The sequence below is a fragment of the Amycolatopsis benzoatilytica AK 16/65 genome (assembly GCF_000383915.1).
Taxonomy (GTDB): domain Bacteria; phylum Actinomycetota; class Actinomycetes; order Mycobacteriales; family Pseudonocardiaceae; genus Amycolatopsis; species Amycolatopsis benzoatilytica.
In genome coordinates this window covers 1,364,305-1,379,760 of the sequence record NZ_KB912942.1, presented here as the reverse complement: position 1 = coordinate 1,379,760, position 15,456 = coordinate 1,364,305, and the positions used below count along the sequence as shown (strand labels likewise).

At 70.1% G+C, this 15,456-nt stretch carries 16 protein-coding genes; 10 read left to right on the top strand and 6 right to left on the bottom strand.

Annotation, left to right across the window (positions count from 1 at the left end; all coding sequences use genetic code 11):
* Positions 1-566 precede the first annotated feature (566 nt).
* Complete coding sequence (locus AMYBE_RS0106655; protein ID WP_020658572.1) at positions 567-746, top strand: sigma factor-like helix-turn-helix DNA-binding protein; 180 nt, start codon at positions 567-569, stop codon at positions 744-746.
* A gap of 292 nt (positions 747-1,038) precedes the next feature.
* Here the strand turns inward: AMYBE_RS0106655 and AMYBE_RS0106650 are convergent, their stop codons facing one another.
* A complete protein-coding gene (locus tag AMYBE_RS0106650; protein ID WP_020658571.1) occupies positions 1,039-1,455 on the bottom strand; it encodes an STAS domain-containing protein in 417 nt (138 codons plus the stop codon).
* A gap of 261 nt (positions 1,456-1,716) precedes the next feature.
* Here AMYBE_RS0106650 and AMYBE_RS0106645 point away from each other — a divergent pair, with 261 nt between their 5' ends.
* The gene (locus AMYBE_RS0106645) at positions 1,717-2,430 is read left to right on the top strand and encodes a S1 family peptidase (RefSeq protein ID WP_020658570.1); all 714 of its coding nucleotides are present in this window, start codon (positions 1,717-1,719) and stop codon (positions 2,428-2,430) included.
* Positions 2,431-2,642: 212 nt separating this feature from the next.
* Here AMYBE_RS0106645 and AMYBE_RS0106640 read toward each other — a convergent pair whose 3' ends face one another.
* Together AMYBE_RS0106640 and AMYBE_RS0106635 are read right to left on the bottom strand one after the other, a co-directional pair.
* Positions 2,643-3,548 carry a serine hydrolase gene (locus AMYBE_RS0106640; RefSeq protein WP_020658569.1) on the bottom strand — a complete coding sequence of 302 codons (906 nt, stop codon included), beginning with the start codon at positions 3,546-3,548 and terminating at the stop codon, positions 2,643-2,645.
* Between the two features lie 61 nt (positions 3,549-3,609).
* The gene (locus AMYBE_RS0106635; protein WP_020658568.1) at positions 3,610-4,476 is read right to left on the bottom strand and encodes a LysR family transcriptional regulator; all 867 of its coding nucleotides are present in this window, start codon (positions 4,474-4,476) and stop codon (positions 3,610-3,612) included.
* 109 nt (positions 4,477-4,585) lie between these two features.
* On the opposite strand from AMYBE_RS0106635, the gene bla reads away from it, so the two are divergent.
* The 5 genes from bla to AMYBE_RS0106610 are packed head-to-tail and all read left to right on the top strand — an operon-like array spanning position 4,586 to position 7,670.
* Positions 4,586-5,479, top strand: a complete 894-nt coding sequence (gene bla, locus AMYBE_RS0106630; RefSeq protein ID WP_020658567.1) for a class A beta-lactamase — start codon at positions 4,586-4,588, stop codon at positions 5,477-5,479.
* Positions 5,476-5,997, top strand: a complete 522-nt coding sequence (locus tag AMYBE_RS0106625; protein ID WP_027927430.1) for a D-alanyl-D-alanine carboxypeptidase family protein — start codon at positions 5,476-5,478, stop codon at positions 5,995-5,997. The genes bla and AMYBE_RS0106625 overlap by 4 nt, the downstream gene beginning before the upstream one ends.
* Positions 5,998-6,043: 46 nt before the next feature.
* The gene (locus AMYBE_RS0106620) at positions 6,044-6,769 is read left to right on the top strand and encodes a maleate cis-trans isomerase family protein (RefSeq protein ID WP_020658565.1); all 726 of its coding nucleotides are present in this window, start codon (positions 6,044-6,046) and stop codon (positions 6,767-6,769) included.
* A 49-nt stretch (positions 6,770-6,818) separates the two neighbouring features.
* Entirely contained in the window at positions 6,819-7,181 is a 363-nt protein-coding gene (locus AMYBE_RS0106615; RefSeq protein ID WP_020658564.1) for a VOC family protein, read from the top strand.
* A gap of 36 nt (positions 7,182-7,217) precedes the next feature.
* Complete coding sequence (locus AMYBE_RS0106610; protein ID WP_020658563.1) at positions 7,218-7,670, top strand: MarR family winged helix-turn-helix transcriptional regulator; 453 nt, start codon at positions 7,218-7,220, stop codon at positions 7,668-7,670.
* Between the two features lie 47 nt (positions 7,671-7,717).
* On the opposite strand, the gene AMYBE_RS0106605 is transcribed toward AMYBE_RS0106610, so the two are convergent.
* A complete protein-coding gene (locus AMYBE_RS0106605) occupies positions 7,718-8,416 on the bottom strand; it encodes a hypothetical protein (RefSeq protein ID WP_027927429.1) in 699 nt (232 codons plus the stop codon).
* 120 nt (positions 8,417-8,536) lie between these two features.
* Between AMYBE_RS0106605 and lexA the strand changes: the two genes are divergently transcribed.
* Positions 8,537-9,190, top strand: coding sequence for a transcriptional repressor LexA (lexA, locus tag AMYBE_RS0106600; protein WP_020658562.1), 654 nt, complete (start codon positions 8,537-8,539; stop codon positions 9,188-9,190).
* Between the two features lie 85 nt (positions 9,191-9,275).
* Here the strand turns inward: lexA and AMYBE_RS0106595 are convergent, their stop codons facing one another.
* Positions 9,276-10,538, bottom strand: coding sequence for a Bcr/CflA family multidrug efflux MFS transporter (locus AMYBE_RS0106595; RefSeq protein WP_020658561.1), 1,263 nt, complete (start codon positions 10,536-10,538; stop codon positions 9,276-9,278).
* A gap of 106 nt (positions 10,539-10,644) precedes the next feature.
* Positions 10,645-13,791, bottom strand: a complete 3,147-nt coding sequence (locus AMYBE_RS40985; protein WP_245573159.1) for a GH92 family glycosyl hydrolase — start codon at positions 13,789-13,791, stop codon at positions 10,645-10,647.
* A gap of 166 nt (positions 13,792-13,957) precedes the next feature.
* On the opposite strand from AMYBE_RS40985, the gene AMYBE_RS0106585 reads away from it, so the two are divergent.
* On the top strand, positions 13,958-14,266 hold the full coding sequence (locus tag AMYBE_RS0106585) for a cupin domain-containing protein (RefSeq protein ID WP_020658559.1): 309 nt from the start codon (positions 13,958-13,960) through the stop codon (positions 14,264-14,266).
* A gap of 96 nt (positions 14,267-14,362) precedes the next feature.
* Positions 14,363-15,190, top strand: a complete 828-nt coding sequence (locus AMYBE_RS0106580; RefSeq protein ID WP_020658558.1) for a peptidoglycan-binding domain-containing protein — start codon at positions 14,363-14,365, stop codon at positions 15,188-15,190.
* The last annotated feature ends 266 nt before the right edge of the window (positions 15,191-15,456 follow it).

Here is a 15,456-nt window from a genome sequence, read left to right as displayed (position 1 = left end):
CTTCGGTCACCGCCAGGGTCGGCTGGACGACGTCGCGCGAGGCCGATCGCCGCAGGATTGATGTTGGGGCAGGTATCTTTTCGCGTTCCCGCCGCGCGCTGAAGCATTGCGTGCGGCGGTGTCTTGACGCGCCCGCCGGAACCGATTCCGCGGGCTTTTTCGTAAGCTGGCGGACGCAATTGCTCGGCCAGGCTCCAGATTCTGCCGCGTCGAGAGCCCGGCCAGCCACCGCTGCCTGGCCAGTTCCGCCGGTCAGTGCGTGCTCATCGCACCCCCTCTCGGATCGGTTTTCGCCGACCGCCCCGGGATCGCTCGCGACACCGGCGCACTGCGGTTGTCCAAGATCTGTCGAGATCGGCGTGGATCCCGTTGCCCAGCAACGAACCGAACCTGGACAACACCGGCGCGCACGCAACCTCCGCGTCGTTTTCCGGATCGAGCGCGCAAGGATCGTGGCGGCCGCCGGCACGAATGGAACGCCTCATGTCCGCCACCGAGCCCGAGCCTGTCGGCGAGGTTGCTCACCGCCAACCTCGGCACCGCGCTCGGCCAGCTGATGTCGGGGATTGCCGAAGCTGCACCAGGAAATCCTGGTCCTGCGGCTCGTGGTCGGCCTGACGTCCGCGGAAACCGTTGCGGCGCTCGGCATCTCGCCAGGGAACGTTCGGGTTACGCAGTGCTGGGCGCTGGCGAAGCTGCGCGAGCCGGTCCAGGCACCGGAACTGGCAGACGCGCTGCTCGCCTGACCGAGCGCAACCGGCGAGGCGAACCGCAGCTTCGTCGAGGAGACCGGTCACTCGCTGCGACCACTGGAGCGCGGCTCCGTTGCCGCGCTCAGCCGAGCCGGTGCCCGACCGGGCCGATGAACCGGCGTGCCCCACCGGAATCAGGAGCCCGCCGTACCTGCGAGCCGCTGCACCCGGCGGGCCAGGTCGGCCGAACCAATGCCGGAGAAAGTTCGGAAAGTTCACCCGCTCGGGGCCACCGGACCCGGCGAGCCGGACCCGAAACGCCCGGATCGGCCTGCCGAGGCGTCGCTCAGCCGGCGTCGAGCCGCCGCTTCATCCGGCGCAGGAAGGCGATCCGGTCCGTCTCCACCCGGACCGCTGTGCGGTCTGGATACACGTCGAAAACTCCGGTCATCCCGGTCTCGGCGAGGTACCGCACGGCCGCCCCGAAGGGGTGCGCGAGCAGCCGCAGCACCACCCCTTCGGCGGCTGCCCGGTCCTGTGCGGCGCGGAGCACGTGGACTCCGGCGTCAGTCAGCAGGCTCAGCTCGCTCAGGTCCAGGACCAGCGCCATCGGCCGTTTCGCCAAGGCGAAAGTCACCGCGCGGACCACGACCAGGGCGGTATCGGCATCGAGCTCTCCGGCGAGCAGCAGCGTGAGCACGTCAAGATCGTCGTAGCGGTACGACGACTTGAGCCGCGCCGATCCCTGTGAGCCGGCTTCCATCCTCGTGCTGCGCTCCCTGTTCAGGCGGGGCCTGTCGACCCGCATGTCCACCCGAGACCATTCTGGACCCTGTGGGCATGGTGACCGCGCCCACAGTCCGCCTCTGACGGCCGCCCGAAGCGGCTGCTCCGGCTGGACCACGACGAAAGTCGTGAGCCACGCGGCGACCGACCTTCGGCGGGTTCCGTCATTTACCGACATTTAAGACGGTGAGCAAGTACCTGACCGAACACTCCCCGTACTCAACGGAGTTGATCGCCCGTGCGAATCGCGCGTACCGCAGCAGCCCTGTCCGGCCTGGCCTTCGCCGCGGTGGCCGCGGCCGTCCCGGCCACTGCCGCCACGCCGGCCGCCCTGCCCGCCATCATCGACGGCAGCAACGCCGACTCCCCGCACTCCGCCGCCCGGATGTTCGCCGGCGGCCAGGAGCTGTGCTCGGCCACTATCGTCGCACCGGACTGGATCCTCACCGCCCGGCACTGCACCCAGGGCGCCGGCGGCAAGCAGATCACCTTCCACGTCGGAGACCTGGACCAGACCAAGGGCACCGCAGTGTCCGCGACGTCGGTGCACGACTCCCCCGACGCTGACCTCTCGCTGGTGCAGATCGACCAGAAAGTCCAGACCGACTACGCGCCGCTCGGCACCGAGAGCGACGTCAAGACGGGCGACCAGGTCCAGGTCTACGGCTGGGGCGCGACCTGCACCGATCAGCCGGAGATCAACTGCCAGTCGAAGACGCTGAAGGTGGCGAACGTCAAGGTCACTTCGGTCGACTGCCCGGACGGCGCGGCCGGGGTCTCGGTCTGCGCGGACCGCGTCGACGGCATCACCGCAGGCGGCGACTCGGGCGGCCCGATGTACGCCAACGGCAAGCAGGTCGGCGTCGCGTCCACGAGCGACCGCAAGTCCTACACCGCCTACATCAACGTCACCCGCTACCGCGACTGGATCAAGTCGGTCGCCGGCGTCTGACCGGACGAAAGGCCGTGAAGGGCCCCTTGCGGGAATCTGATTCCCGCAAGGGGCCCTGCACGGACAGTCACGCACCGTTCCAGGCCCGGGCGAGCCGCGCCATCTCGTCCGACGCGGCGATCTGCGCCGGACAGTCACAGCTGTCCGAAGAACTGCGTCACCGCGTTGCCGGCGATCTGGCTGTGCAGCCTTTTCGCCTGGCCGGCGACAACTCAGCTCCGGGCGCGCAGGTGGTCCCGCAGCGACCGGGCGACCCGCGCCATCAGGATCTCCGCCTCCGGCTGGATCGCGGCCGGCACCCGGGATTCGGTCAGCGCGGCGACCGCGAAGGTCTGGCCGTCCTCGTGCTCCACCACTCCGATTTCGTGCCGCATATTCAGCAGCGTCCCCGTTTTCGAGGACCATTTCGCCGAATCCGACGCGAAATCCGGCGCCAGTCGCTGCCGCAGGAGGTTGTCGCCCATCAGGTGGCGGACTCGGGCGGACACCTCCGGGTCGATCTTCGACGGAGTCCACAGCGCGGCCAGCAGATCGGTGAACGCGCGTGCCGAACCGGAACTCGCGCGGGAAACGTCCAGCTGCCGCACTGGGTGGCCACGGCCTTCGGTGGCCGCGCCGATCGCCAGGGAATGCGCCAGGTGCACTTCCCCCACCGCGAAGCGTTCCGCTGGCGTATCGCTGAGTTCGCGAACCGGGTGCCGCACCGAGATCCCGGCGATGCCCCACTCCCGCACGGTCCGCGCGACCTCTGCGGGCGGGGTGAGCGCGAACAACGCGTCCGCCGCGGTGCTGTCGCTGATCGCCGACGCCAGGTACATCAGGTCGGCGATCGCGATCCGCGCCGGGTACCGGAACCGGGACAGACCGGTCGGGCCCGCGGAGTCGAGCTTGCCGGGTCCGACCTCCACCGGCTGCGCGCCGTCGAGTTCGCCGCGCCGGATCCGGTCCTCGGTGACCGCCACCAGCGGCACTTTCACCAACGACGAGGTCGGGAACTCCAGGTCCGGCTCGATCCCGATCTCCTGGCCGGACCCGAGATCGCGGACCAGGAACGAGCCGCGCAGGCCGCCCGCCTCGAGCTCGTCCCGCAGGTTCGCCAGCAGCGCTTCAGTGTTCACGGCCGCCAGTGTGCCGCACCGCCGGCACCGCGCCGGCCCGCGCGGCCATCGCCGCGAGTTCTCAAAGAGCGCCCAAGCACCGAGCGACCGCACTGCGCAGCGGTGCGCGCACGCGGTCGACATCGTCGCCCAGCCCGGCCGCCACGTCGTACCCGCGCGCGAGCCGGACCCCGCCGACCGGCCGCCAGTCCAAGCCCAGTTCCCGCGCCTGGTCCGCTGAGCACAGCAGCAAGTCCGAGGATCCGAACACACTCGCGGCTGCCGTCGTCAAGGTCGCCGCGACCTCCACCTGCGCCGGCAGCAGCCCGGCCGAGTCCCGAGCCCGGAACATGCGGTCTCGCACGTGCGGCACATCGTCCTCGGGCTGGACCCACACCCGGCGTCGCGGGCCTGGCGAGCGACCCGCGCGCAACGTCTCCAGATACCGCACCGCTTCGTCCGATGAAGCCTCGCTGGCCAGGCCTAGCGGCACCGTCCAAGCCCCGTCCTCCGGCGGCACGGCGACCAGCGCGGCGCGCACTTCCTGCGTGCGCACCAGTTCCGCTCGCTCGGCCGGCCCGGCGACGCGGAACTCCAGGAACACCTCCACGGTCCGCGCCTGCGCTTCCAGCTCGGCCAGGTCGCGGGTCGTGCAGGTGTCCGGGACAGCCAGCCGCAGCGGGCGGCGGCGGGCGCGCTGGGCGTCGTTCTCCATCGCCTCGGCCAGCCGGACCAGGCGTTGCGCGGAGGGCAGCAGGTCACGGCCGAACTGGGTGAGCTGTGCGCGGCGGGTCGAGCGGTCGAACAGCCGCTCCCCCAAGTGCCGCTCGAGCGCGGCGATCCGGCGGCTCGCCACCGGTTGCGGGATCCGCGCGACGGCCGCCCCTCCGGTGAAGCTCCCCGCCTCGGCGACGCTCACGAAGGCTTTGCTGCAGCCGACCAAGTCCACGACCTCACCTTATGCCAGATTCGCATCAACTCGCACAGAAGTGTCTTAGCGAGCATGACCGGGGCTCCGGCAGTGTTCGGGAAGAAGATCCGTCTTGGAGGGAGCATCCGTGATCCGCAGGCTGTCCGTGGCCTCGCTCGCCCTGTTCGCATTGACCTCGTGCGCCACAGCAGAAACACCGGAAACACCAGCCAGCGCCGCGCCCGCGGCGCCGGCCGCTGCCCGCGCCGCCGCGCAGCCCGATTTTTCCCAGCTGGAGAAGGCTTTCGGAGCCCGGCTCGGCGTATTCGCGATCGATACCGGCAATGGCCGCGAGATCGCTTACCACGCCGACGATCGCTTCGCCTACGCTTCCACCCATAAAGTGTTCACCGCGGCCGCGATCCTGCACCGCGGGGAAGATCTGAACCGGATGATCACAATTCGGAAAAGCGACCTGGTGCCCAATTCCCCGATCACGGAGAAGCATCTCGACACCCCGATGTCATTACGGAGCGTCCTCGATGCTGCGCTCCGCTACAGCGACAACACCGCGGGTAACCTGATGTTCCGCGAAATCGGCGGCCCCGCAGGGCTGAGTTCCGACCTGCGCCGGCTGGGCGATACGGTCACCCGCGTGGACCGCATCGAGCCCGCTCTCAACGAGACGAGCCCTGGTGACGTCCGGGACACGACCACCCCGCGAATCTGGGCCGCAGACCTGCGCGCCGCCGCGCTGGGCAGCGGTCTCCCGACGGACCAGCAGGCCGTGCTGACCGGAATCATGCGGGCCAGCACCACCGGCACCAACGCCATCCGCGCGGGCGTTCCCGCTGACTGGCAAGTCGCCGACAAGACCGGGACGGCCGATTACGCCACCCGCAACGACATCGCCGTGCTCTGGCCGCCGCACCGGGCGCCGATCGTGCTCGCTGTGCTGTCCGACCACGCGCAGAAAGACGCGAAAACCGACGACAAGCTGATCGCGCAGGCCGCGTCCGCGGTCGCGAAGGCGTTGCAGTGACCGGTATTTACCGAGTGATCACCCACGTGCTCGCGGTGCTTTTCGTGCCGGTCGCGTGGGTGGTCGCGCGGGGGCGGGCGCTGCACGTGGCGTGCCAGTGGGCGCTGAATACCCGCTACCCGGCAGAAAACCTCTCCGGACTCACCCCCGGCGCGCACGCCGCCTTCACCGCGGCGCGCACCAAAGCCTTGTGGCGGCACGGAATCCTGCTCGGCCTGACCTCGGGGCACCGCGACGCCGAGACGCAGGCCGAACTGTTCGACGCGGAAGTGCAGCGGACCGGCTCGTACGAGCGCGCCCTGCGCCTGGCGCTGCCGCCGGCGCAATCCCAGCACGTGCAAGGCGTCGCACTCGACGTGCGACCGTACGAAGGCGCGCAGTGGCTGGAAGTCCACGGCGCGCGGTACGGGCTGTACCGCGTGTACGACAACGAATGGTGGCACTTCGAGTACCACCCGGACGGTCCGCCGCAACGGCTGCCGCATCCCGGGTTCGCCGCGACGCGCGCCGCGAGCTGAACGAGACACCCGGCGAAGACCGTCGACGGATGCGACACTGGCTTCGATGATCGGCCTGCTTTATCCGACCCGCGACTGCGCCGAAGACGACTTCACCGCGCTGGCGGGGTGTCTTGACGCCCGGCCCGGGGTGGAATTCGCCTACGTCCCCTGGACACGGCGCACGGTCGAACGGCAAACCGCTGCGACCGCCGTGCACGAGCTAGGCCAGCCCGATCGACTGGTCCGCGCGGCGAGGTCGTTCACCGGGTCGCCACGGGTGGTCAGCTGGGCGTGCGCAAGCTGCAGCTTCATTGACGGCGCGGCTGCCGCCAGCTCGCAAACCGCCGCCCTGTCTGCTGCGCTGGGCGTTCCGGCGAGCAGCACGTCCCTGGCGTTCGCCGCCGCCGCCCGCCGACTCGGGCTGGAGCGCGTCGCGCTCGCTTCCGTGTACGCGCCAGAACTCACCGACGCGTTCGCCGCTTTCCTCGCCGAGGAAGACATCGCCACCGTGCACGCGGTCTCGGCCGACGCTGGTTCGGATCGTGACCTGGCGCGTTGGCCCGGCGAGCGCATCCGCGACCTCGTGGACGCCGCGCAGTCCCCGGACGCACAAGCAGTCCTGGTTCCCGAAACCGCCCTGCACACCGCGCCGCTGCTCGCCGGTCTTGAGGAGCTGGCCGGCAAACCAGTGCTCACCTCGACGCAAGTGACGCTCTGGCACTGCCTTCGCCTTCTCGGCCGCCCGGCGGCCGGGCCTGGTCTCGGCACGCTCCTCGCGCAACCGCACTGATCCGGAGTCCCGGCGGGTAACCCCGGCTGATCGCGGGTATGCCCTGGACATGAGCAGCCGTCTGATCGCCGTCGCCGTCGACTGCCGCGACGCCGAAGCCCTCGCCGAATTCTGGCGCGCCGCGCTGGACTATCCGCACACCGAACGATGGCAGGACAGCCACGGGCTCACCTACGTCGAGCTGAAGGCCGCGGACCGGCCGGCGCTGCTGTTCCAGCCGGTTTCTGAGGGCAAGAGCGGGAAGAACCGCCTGCACCTGGACATCGCGCCGGACCGGGTGGAACAGCGCGACGAAGTGGCCCGTCTCGTGACGCTCGGCGCGAAAGTGGCGGAAGACCCCGAGGACGACCACTGGATCGTGCTGAAAGACCCCGAAGACAACGAATTCTGCGTCCTCCCCCGACGACCCTGACGTTTTCGCCACCGGGCGCGGGCTACGATCTTCGCCGTGCCCGAACCCGCCGCCCGCCCGCCCGACCTCGGCATGCTCGCCGGGCGGCTGCTGTTCGCGGTGCAGCGGGAACTGTTCACAGCGCTGTCCGCGGAAGGATTCTCCGACCTGAGCCCGCGCCACGGTGCGGTGCTGGCCTACCTCGAACCGGACGGTTCGCGCGCCACCGAGCTGGCCCGGCGGTCCGGGCGGCGCAAACAGGTGATCGGCGCGATGGTGGACGAGCTCGAAACGCTCGGGTACGTCGAGCGCCGCCCGGACCCCGGCGACCGGCGGGCGAAACTCGTGTGCCCGACGGCGCGCGGGAACGCCATGATCAGCGCATCGACGCGCATCCTCGCGGAACTGGAAGACCGGCACGCCGGCCGACTCGGCCGGGCGGAGTACGAACGGTTCAAACGGACGCTCGCGGAAGTCACCGAGCAGCAGCGGGTTTACGCCGGACCGTGAACCGCTGTCGGACCGGTCGCTGTGGGCGCACCCGGGCGGAGAGACGGCTACGGCCCGGGTGGTCCGGGCCATCCCTGCGGCTGCCCCGGCGCGGGCCACTGCCCGATCGGCTGACCGGGCGGAATCTGTCCCGGGATCGGTTGCTGCGGCATGGGCTGCGGGGGCATGGGCTGCGGGGGCATTGCCGGAGCGCTGTATTGCTGCGGATACTGCGCCAAACCCGCCCCGGGGTGCGGATACTGCGTCCCGACCGGAACCTGACCTGAATATCCCGGCGGAACCTGACCTGGATGCCCTGGCGCCGCGGGCGGAACCGCTGCCCCGTAAGGCATCCCGTAACCCCACTGCGGCGCAGTCGCCGGCACTTTCGCCGACACACCAGGCAGCCACAGCACCACCGCCAGCGCGGTCAGCACGGCGAAAATGACGAGATTTGCCCAAGCATTGTGGACGAATGCCAACTTGCTGGCCGCGAGCAGCAGCTGTGCGGGCGCGCACCACAGGAGAACCCGGCCGACCGCCGGGCGCCGCGCCAGGATCAGCACCGCACCAACGACCACGGGCAGCGCGAGCACGCCGATGACGGCAACGAGACAGGCGTAGGCGTCGATGCGGCTTCCGCTCGCGAAGAGCCAGTAAATCCCGAAGATACCGAACTTCGTCACGTAGGCCTCCAGCAGGCTCAGCAGAATCGCCAGCGCGATCCCGATCCCCGTCGCCTTCGGCCGTGTCATCGGCTGTGTCATCCCGGTCCCCCTCCGTCACCCCTCGGGCGCGGAGAGTCTACCGGCCCGCTCGGACAGTCCACAGTGGAGCAGCCGCCCCGGTCCCGGCGGACGTGCCCGGCGCCCTCTACGATCAGGCCCGTGACCGCCTACGACGACGTCTACGACGACCTCGACGCCTCGGCCCTGCCGGAGCGTCAGCAGCGCATCCTCGCCACCATCCGGGACTGGGTGGGCCGCCACGGCTACTCGCCGAGCACCCGCGAGATCGGCGAGTCGGTGGGCCTGCGGTCGACGTCGTCGGTCTCGAAGCACCTCGCCGCCCTCGAAGACAAGGGTTTCCTGCGGCGCAGTTCGACCATGTCGCGGCCGATCGACGTGCGCGCCTTCCTCGGCGACCTGCCCACCCGCGACGGCGGCGACTCGGTGCCGGTCCCGGTGGTCGGCGACATCGCGGCGGGCACGCCGATCGCCGCACAGGAGCACCTGGACGACGTCCTGCAGCTGCCGCGCGGGCTGACCGGGCGCGGGACCGTCTTCGGACTTCGGGTGCGCGGCGATTCGATGATCGACGCGGCGATCTGCGACGGCGACATCGTCGTGGTGAAGCAGCAGGCCGAGGCGCATTCCGGTCAGATCGTCGCGGCGATGATCGACGAGGAAGCGACCGTGAAGGTCTACCGCCGCCGCGACGGGCACGTCTACCTGGAGCCCCGGAACCCGGCCTACGACGTGATCGACGGAGACCGGGCCACGGTGCTCGGCGTGATCGTCTCAGTGCTGCGCAGCATGTAAAGCGCCGAAAGGTCCGTGAGGGGAACCCTGAGGGAATCAGAGTCCCTCAGGGTTCCCCTCACGGACAGCGGGTGCCCCGGCTGGGTCAGTCGACCGCCACCGGGACCAGGGTGTCGGCCAGTTCGCTCTGCTCGGTTGCCCGGCCCTGCCACGGCCGCGCGATCAGCCACAGCACCAGCCCGGAAACGACCAGTCCGCCGAACATCACGGTGGCCATCGCGACCGCGTTGTTGCCCAGCAGGCCGACCACCGGCGAGATCGCCGCGCCGACGCCGAACTGCACCGCCCCCAGCAGCGACGCGGCCGTCCCGGCGTTGTCGCCGTGCGCGTCCAGCGCGACCGCGGGAGCATTCGGCAGGATCAGCCCGGCGAAGAACAGCACCGCCCACACCGGCACCGCGACACCGAACATGCCGCCGAGCCCAGTCAGCGCGGTCGTCAGCAGCACGGCTGCCGAAACCGCCGCGGCAACGCTCGCCACGAGCAGCACCTGATGCGGCTCGAAGCGGTTCATCAGCCGCGCGTTGACCTGCGTCGCGGCGATCAGCCACACCGCGCTGGCCCCGAACATCAGGCCGAACTGCTGCTGGTCCAGCCCGTACTGCTGCTGGAACACGAACGACCCGCCGCTGACGAACGCGAACAGACCGGCCATCGCGAACCCGGCCACCAGCACCAGCCCGAGGAACGAGCGGTCGGTGAACAGACTCCGGTAGGACCGCACGGTCGCCCTCGCCTGGAAGGGCTGACGCCGCGCCGCCGGCAGCGTCTCGGGCAGCGCCAGCGCCGCGGCGATGCCACTGGCCAGACCAATCGCGGCGAGCACCACGAACACCCCGCGCCAGTGCGTCCACGCCAGCAGCGCGCTGCCGAGCGTCGGTGCGAGCACCGGGGAAACACCCATCACCAAGATGAGCTTGGACAGCAGCTTCGCGGCCGCGCGGTCGGTGTAGAGGTCGCGCACCACGGCCAGCGCCAGCACCGCGCCTGCCGAGGCCCCCAGGCCCTGCAGGACACGCGCCGCGCTCAGCAGTTCGACGTTCGGCGCCACCAGGCACAACAGCGACGCGACGACGTGGATCAGGCTTCCCGCGACGAGCGGGATCCGCCGCCCCATCGCGTCCGAGAGCGGGCCGGCGATCAGCTGGCCGAGCCCGAGTCCCAGCACCGTTCCGGTGAGGGTGAGCTGAATGGTCGACTCCGTCGTCGACAGTTCGCGGGTGATGTCCGGCAGCGCCGGCAAGTACATGTCGATGGACAGCGGCCCCAATGCCACCAGAACGCCCAGCACGAGCACCAGCTTGAGCTGGCTTGCGGCGCCCCTCGCCGCTTCGCGTGTTTCGTTCACGCCACTCCCCTTCGTCGTGAGCACGCCAGTCACTTACGACGAAGGGGCCGGAGAAATTCCGGAACCGCCGAACAGATCACACTGCGATAATCCCGCTTGACAACGCTCAGCCGAGCCCGAGAGCGAAAACGTGCAGGTCCGGGTCGGTCGGCAGAGTCACCGCAGCGATCTTCTTGCCTGCTGGGATTTCCAGCGGTTTCGTGGCGTACACCGACGCGCCGGATCCTCGACCGCCTGGCTGATTCCGATATGCGGCGCGGGCGACCAACGAATTACCGAACACTGGTTCGGTACCTCCGCCGGGCAATACCCAGTCGCCGAACGACAGGTCGGCGGTCGCCGTTGTTCCATCGGTGAAAGCGACGGTGGCGCTGCCCCGGTGGTCGCCGTTCGTCGCCGAGCCAACGAAAAGCAGCCGGCTGGCTGAAGTTCCAGCCAGGTCGAGCTTCTGCCCGGACGGCACCGCGTTGTCCGGGCGGCCGGCCGGCGCGGCGGGCCAGACAAAGGTCGTACCCGCTGCGTGTCCGGCCGAACCCGGAGCGAGACCGGCGTCGGACAGCGCATTACCGGAATAACTGTTGCCCGCGCCGTCGAAATTGGCGGAACCGCCGTCGCCGTCCTCGGAAATTCCGGCGTTACCGAACGCGTCGGCGAGACTTCCCTTCGGTGCGACCAACACGATAACCGAAGACGAAACCGAATGTCCGGCGCCTCGCACCGTGACCGGAACTTGGTAGTAGCCCTCCGCCGTGCCGGATTGGACCGCCACCGTCAGGTCGGTTTTCCCGCCGCCGGTGCGGTCGTCGAGCACGACCGAACGCGGCCCGGAGACGGCGATCCCGGCCGGGGCCGAGGTCGTCAGGTCGAGCGAACGCAGGTGCCCGCCGAGCCGTTGGCCGTGCACCTCGACAGTGCCGGACTGGCCCGGCGCCACGGTGACTTGGTTCGTCGCCGAAGCCACATAGGGCTCTTCGTTGTCCCGGTACGACGGCGGCTGGGTGTTCGCGGCCCAGGTCCGATCCGGCTGCGCGGACAGCGTGAAGTCGAGCCGGCCGCCGTCGCGGGCCAGGTCCCGCGGCAGCGACGTCCGATCCCACCGGTGTCCGTTCAGCGCGAGGCCGTGGACGTACTGCGTGGTCGCGGACGCCCCCGGTGCCCGAAGGTCCAGCGTGCGACCGCCCGGCAGGCTCAGCACCGCGCGTTCGAACAGTGGGCTGTGCACGGTCAGGTCCGGCGTGCCCGGGGTCGTCGGGTAGAGGCCGAGCGCCGCCCAGACGTACCACGAGGACTGCGCGCCGAGGTCGTCGTTGCCGGGCTCGCCGTCCGGGGTCGCGCTGAACAAGGTGGTCGCGATCCGGCGCACCACCTCCTGGGTCTTCCACGGCTGGCCGACGTGGTTGTACAGCCACGGCACGCCGAAGTCCGGCTCATTGCCGGCCCACATGTACGGCTCGTTGGGGCCGACGTTCAGCTTCTGGAAGAAGGCGTCCAACCGCCCGGCCGCCGCGGCCGGGCCGCCCATCGCGGTCACCAGGCCGGCCGGGTCCTGCGGCACCAGCCAGGCGTACTGCGCGGCGTTGCCCTCGTCGAACCCGTCTTGGCCGAACTTGCCGGGCGGCGGCGGCACGAAGCCGGGGCCGTCCGGGAACCGGCCGTCCTGGCCGCGCGGCTGCAGGTAGCCGGTGGCCGGGTTGAACAGGTGCTGCCAGTTCTGGCCGCGTTTCGCGAAGTCGCGGGCCACGCCGCGGTCGCCGATCGCTCCGGCGAACTGGGAAATCGCGAAGTCGTCGATCGCCCATTCCAGCGTGATCGACGCGCCGACGCGCGCATGGTCGCCGCGTGAGGCGTCGTTGTTGGGCAGGTAGCCGCGGGCGAGATAGTCCGCGATCCCGCGGCGTTCCTGGTACGCGCCAGGCGTCTCGTCCACTGACGTCGCGCCCTTGACGAGGTACTTCAGCGCGGTCTTGACGTCGAAGTCACGGGCGCCGAAGGCGTAGAGACTGGACAGCAGTGCGACCGAGCTGTCGCCGGTCATCTGGCCGGTGTAGCCGTTGGCCATCGGCCAGCGCGGCCACCAGCCGCCCTGGACCGCGTCGTTCGTCAGCGACTGGGCCATGTCGCTGGCTTCCTTCGGGAACAACATCCCGTGCAACGGCGCGAGCGAGCGGTAGGTGTCCCAATCGGAGAAGTTGGCGTACTGCGCGTGCCCGGCCGGGAGGGTGCGGATCTGGTTGTCGAAGCCGATGTATCGGCCGTCCGCGTCGTTGAAAGTGTTGGGGTGCATCAGGCTGTGGTAGAGCGCGGTGTAGAACGTCTTGAGCTGCTCGGAATCCTTGCCCGCCACGCGGATCCGGCCGAGCGCATCGCTCCAGGCGTTCCGGGTGGCGCCGCGGATGCCCGCGAAGTTCCAGCCGGGCGCTTCGGCCGCCATGTTCGCGCGGGCACCCCCGACGTCCACATAGGACATGGAGACCTTCGCGTGCACCACGCCCGCGTCGCCGAAGGTCAGGTACGCGCCGGCTTTCGCCGCGTCGACCCGGTCGCTGCCCGGCTGGACGGCAGTGCCGTCCCAGGTCCCGTGCGCGGTGAACGGCTTGTCGAACGTGATGTCGTAGTAGACGGTGTACTTGTTGGGTTTGCCGCAGAAGTGCCCGGTGGTGGCCGAGCCGCTCACCTCGCGGTCGCCGGTGATCCGCAGGCCGGCCGCGGAGTTTCCGGCCAGGCTCGCGCCGGCCTTCACCAGCACCTGCGCGTTGGCTCCGGAGGGGAACGTGAACGCGGCCAGGCCGGTGCGGGTGGTCGCGGTCAGCTCGGCGCGCACGCCGGAGTCCGGGAACGCGACCGAATAGTAGCCGGGCTCGGCCTGCTCGCCGTCGTGGGTGAAGCGCTCGACGCGGTCCCACGGTTTCGCTCCGACGTCGCCGGTCACCGGCAGGATCGGCACGTCGCCGAACGCATTGCAGCCGACCGACGCATGGTCGAGACTGAAGCCGCGGATCTTGTCGCTGTGGTACTGGTAGCCAGCGTAGGACCCGTCGGTGTCCGGCGAGAACTGCATCATCCCGAACGGCGCGGCCGGCCCGGGGAAGTTGTTGATCTCGCCGACCGACGTGCCGCCGCGGCCGGTGCCGATCAGGGGATCGACGTACGCCGCCGGATCGGCCGTCAGCGGGGTCTGCGGCGCGGCCGCCGCGACCGTCCCCGCACCGACGACGGCCGCCGTCACCAACGCTGCCACGACTGAGTGCCGCACACGCCCTCCCGGAACTCTGCTGTGGTCCGACCTTTGCGGCTGGCGGGCAGCGCGGTCAACCGGTTGACACGGATCTGGCCGGTTCTGACCGGACAGACATCCGACAGCCGGCTCGCTCGGCCGAAACGCCTCCGAGGGGCACCCGCGAGGGCTACCGTGAGGCGGTATGACAGCACCTGCCACCCGGAACGTCGAGGGCTACGAGGTCGGCTCCAGTGTTTCGGTCATCCGCGAGTACACCGCCGAGCCGGGCACCGGACCCCGGCTGCACAAGCACCCCTACCGCGAAACGTTCGTCATCCAGCGCGGCCGCGCCCTGTTCACCATCGGCGGCCAGCAGCGCGAGGGCGCCGCCGGCGATGTGCTGGTCTGCCCGCCGGACACCCCGCACAAGTTCGCCTCGCTCGGTCCGGAGCCGTACGAGGCCGTGCACATCCACGAGAACGACCGGTTCGTCACCGAATGGCTGGAGTGATTGCGGCCGGAGCCTGAAAACGGCTCATTTGTACGTCTCGTGTATCCCTCCCGGCGATGATCAGCCCCGGATCGACCAGGACCGGGAGGAACACGGATGTTGAAGAATCTCGCAGTGCTGACTGCCGGGGCGGCCACCGCCGCCGCGGTCGCGATCGCCGCGCCGGGCACCGCCGCCGCGCTGCCGTCCGCGAACATGGAGGCGGTGCTGCTCGCGGCCCAGATCGACCCGCAGCGCGCGGACAGCACGCAGACGCCGGGCGCACACGACAGCGTGCTGCTCGTCGAGCAGGCGCTGCAGGCCAAGGGGCTGCTGGACGCGAAGTACGTCGACGGCTACTTCGGCACCACCACCATCGACGCGTACGCGAAATACCAGAAGTCGCTGGGCTATACCGGCCTCGACGCGTCCGGCCTGCCCGGCAAGACCTCGCTGGAGAAGCTCGGCGCCAACCGGTACACCGTGACGAACCCGGTCTCCGCGGGCAGCCACGTGACCTACCACGGCGTCACGCTGAACACTCGTACCAAGGCCATGCTGCAGGCGGCGGAGAAGCTGTTCGGCAAGGAAGTCGGCCTCACCCAGGGCTCGTACAACCCGGGCGGGGTCGGCGCCTCGGCCGGCACGCACGACGGCGGCGGCGCGTTGGACGTGTCGGTGTCCGGGATGTCTTCGGCGACCCGCACGGACTTCGCCAAGGACCTGCGCAAGGTCGGCTTCGCGGCCTGGGTCCGCACGCCCGACCAGGGCGACTGGGGATACCACATCCACGCGGTCGCGGTGAACGACCCGGACCTGTCCTCGGGCGCCCAGCACCAGGTCGGCGCGTACTACCTCGGGCAGAACGGCCTCGCCAACCACGGCAAGGACGACGGCCCGGCGGTGAACCCGAAGCTGACCTGGGAGCAGTACCAGCGCGGCTGAGTCTCCCGGCCGCCGCATCCGCCGTCAGCGGTGCGGCGGCCGTGGTCGCCGCGGTGCGGCGGCCGTGGTCGCCGCAGTGCCGCGATCGCGGACGAGCCGCCCCGGCGGGGCGAGGAAACACCTGGCCGTGCCCGTGGAACCAACCCGCGGGCCGTCCGTGAAGGGCCCCTTGAGGGACTTGGATTCCGTCAAGGGCCCCTTAAGGGACCTCGATTCCCTGAAGGGGCCCTTCCGGGACTGGCGGTGGATCCGTGAAGGGCCCCTTG

Bases quoted from the DNA above. Each gene is read 5' to 3' on its own strand.
- AMYBE_RS0106585 (WP_020658559.1), top strand. From the start codon at position 13,958: ATGACAGCACCTGCCACCCGGAACGTCGAGGGCTACGAGGTCGGCTCC.
- AMYBE_RS0106650 (WP_020658571.1), bottom strand. From the start codon at position 1,455: ATGGAAGCCGGCTCACAGGGATCGGCGCGGCTCAAGTCGTCGTACCGC.
- AMYBE_RS0106580 (WP_020658558.1), top strand. From the start codon at position 14,363: ATGTTGAAGAATCTCGCAGTGCTGACTGCCGGGGCGGCCACCGCCGCC.
- AMYBE_RS0106615 (WP_020658564.1), top strand. From the start codon at position 6,819: ATGAGCAGCCGTCTGATCGCCGTCGCCGTCGACTGCCGCGACGCCGAA.
- AMYBE_RS0106605 (WP_027927429.1), bottom strand. From the start codon at position 8,416: ATGACACAGCCGATGACACGGCCGAAGGCGACGGGGATCGGGATCGCG.
- AMYBE_RS0106620 (WP_020658565.1), top strand. From the start codon at position 6,044: ATGATCGGCCTGCTTTATCCGACCCGCGACTGCGCCGAAGACGACTTC.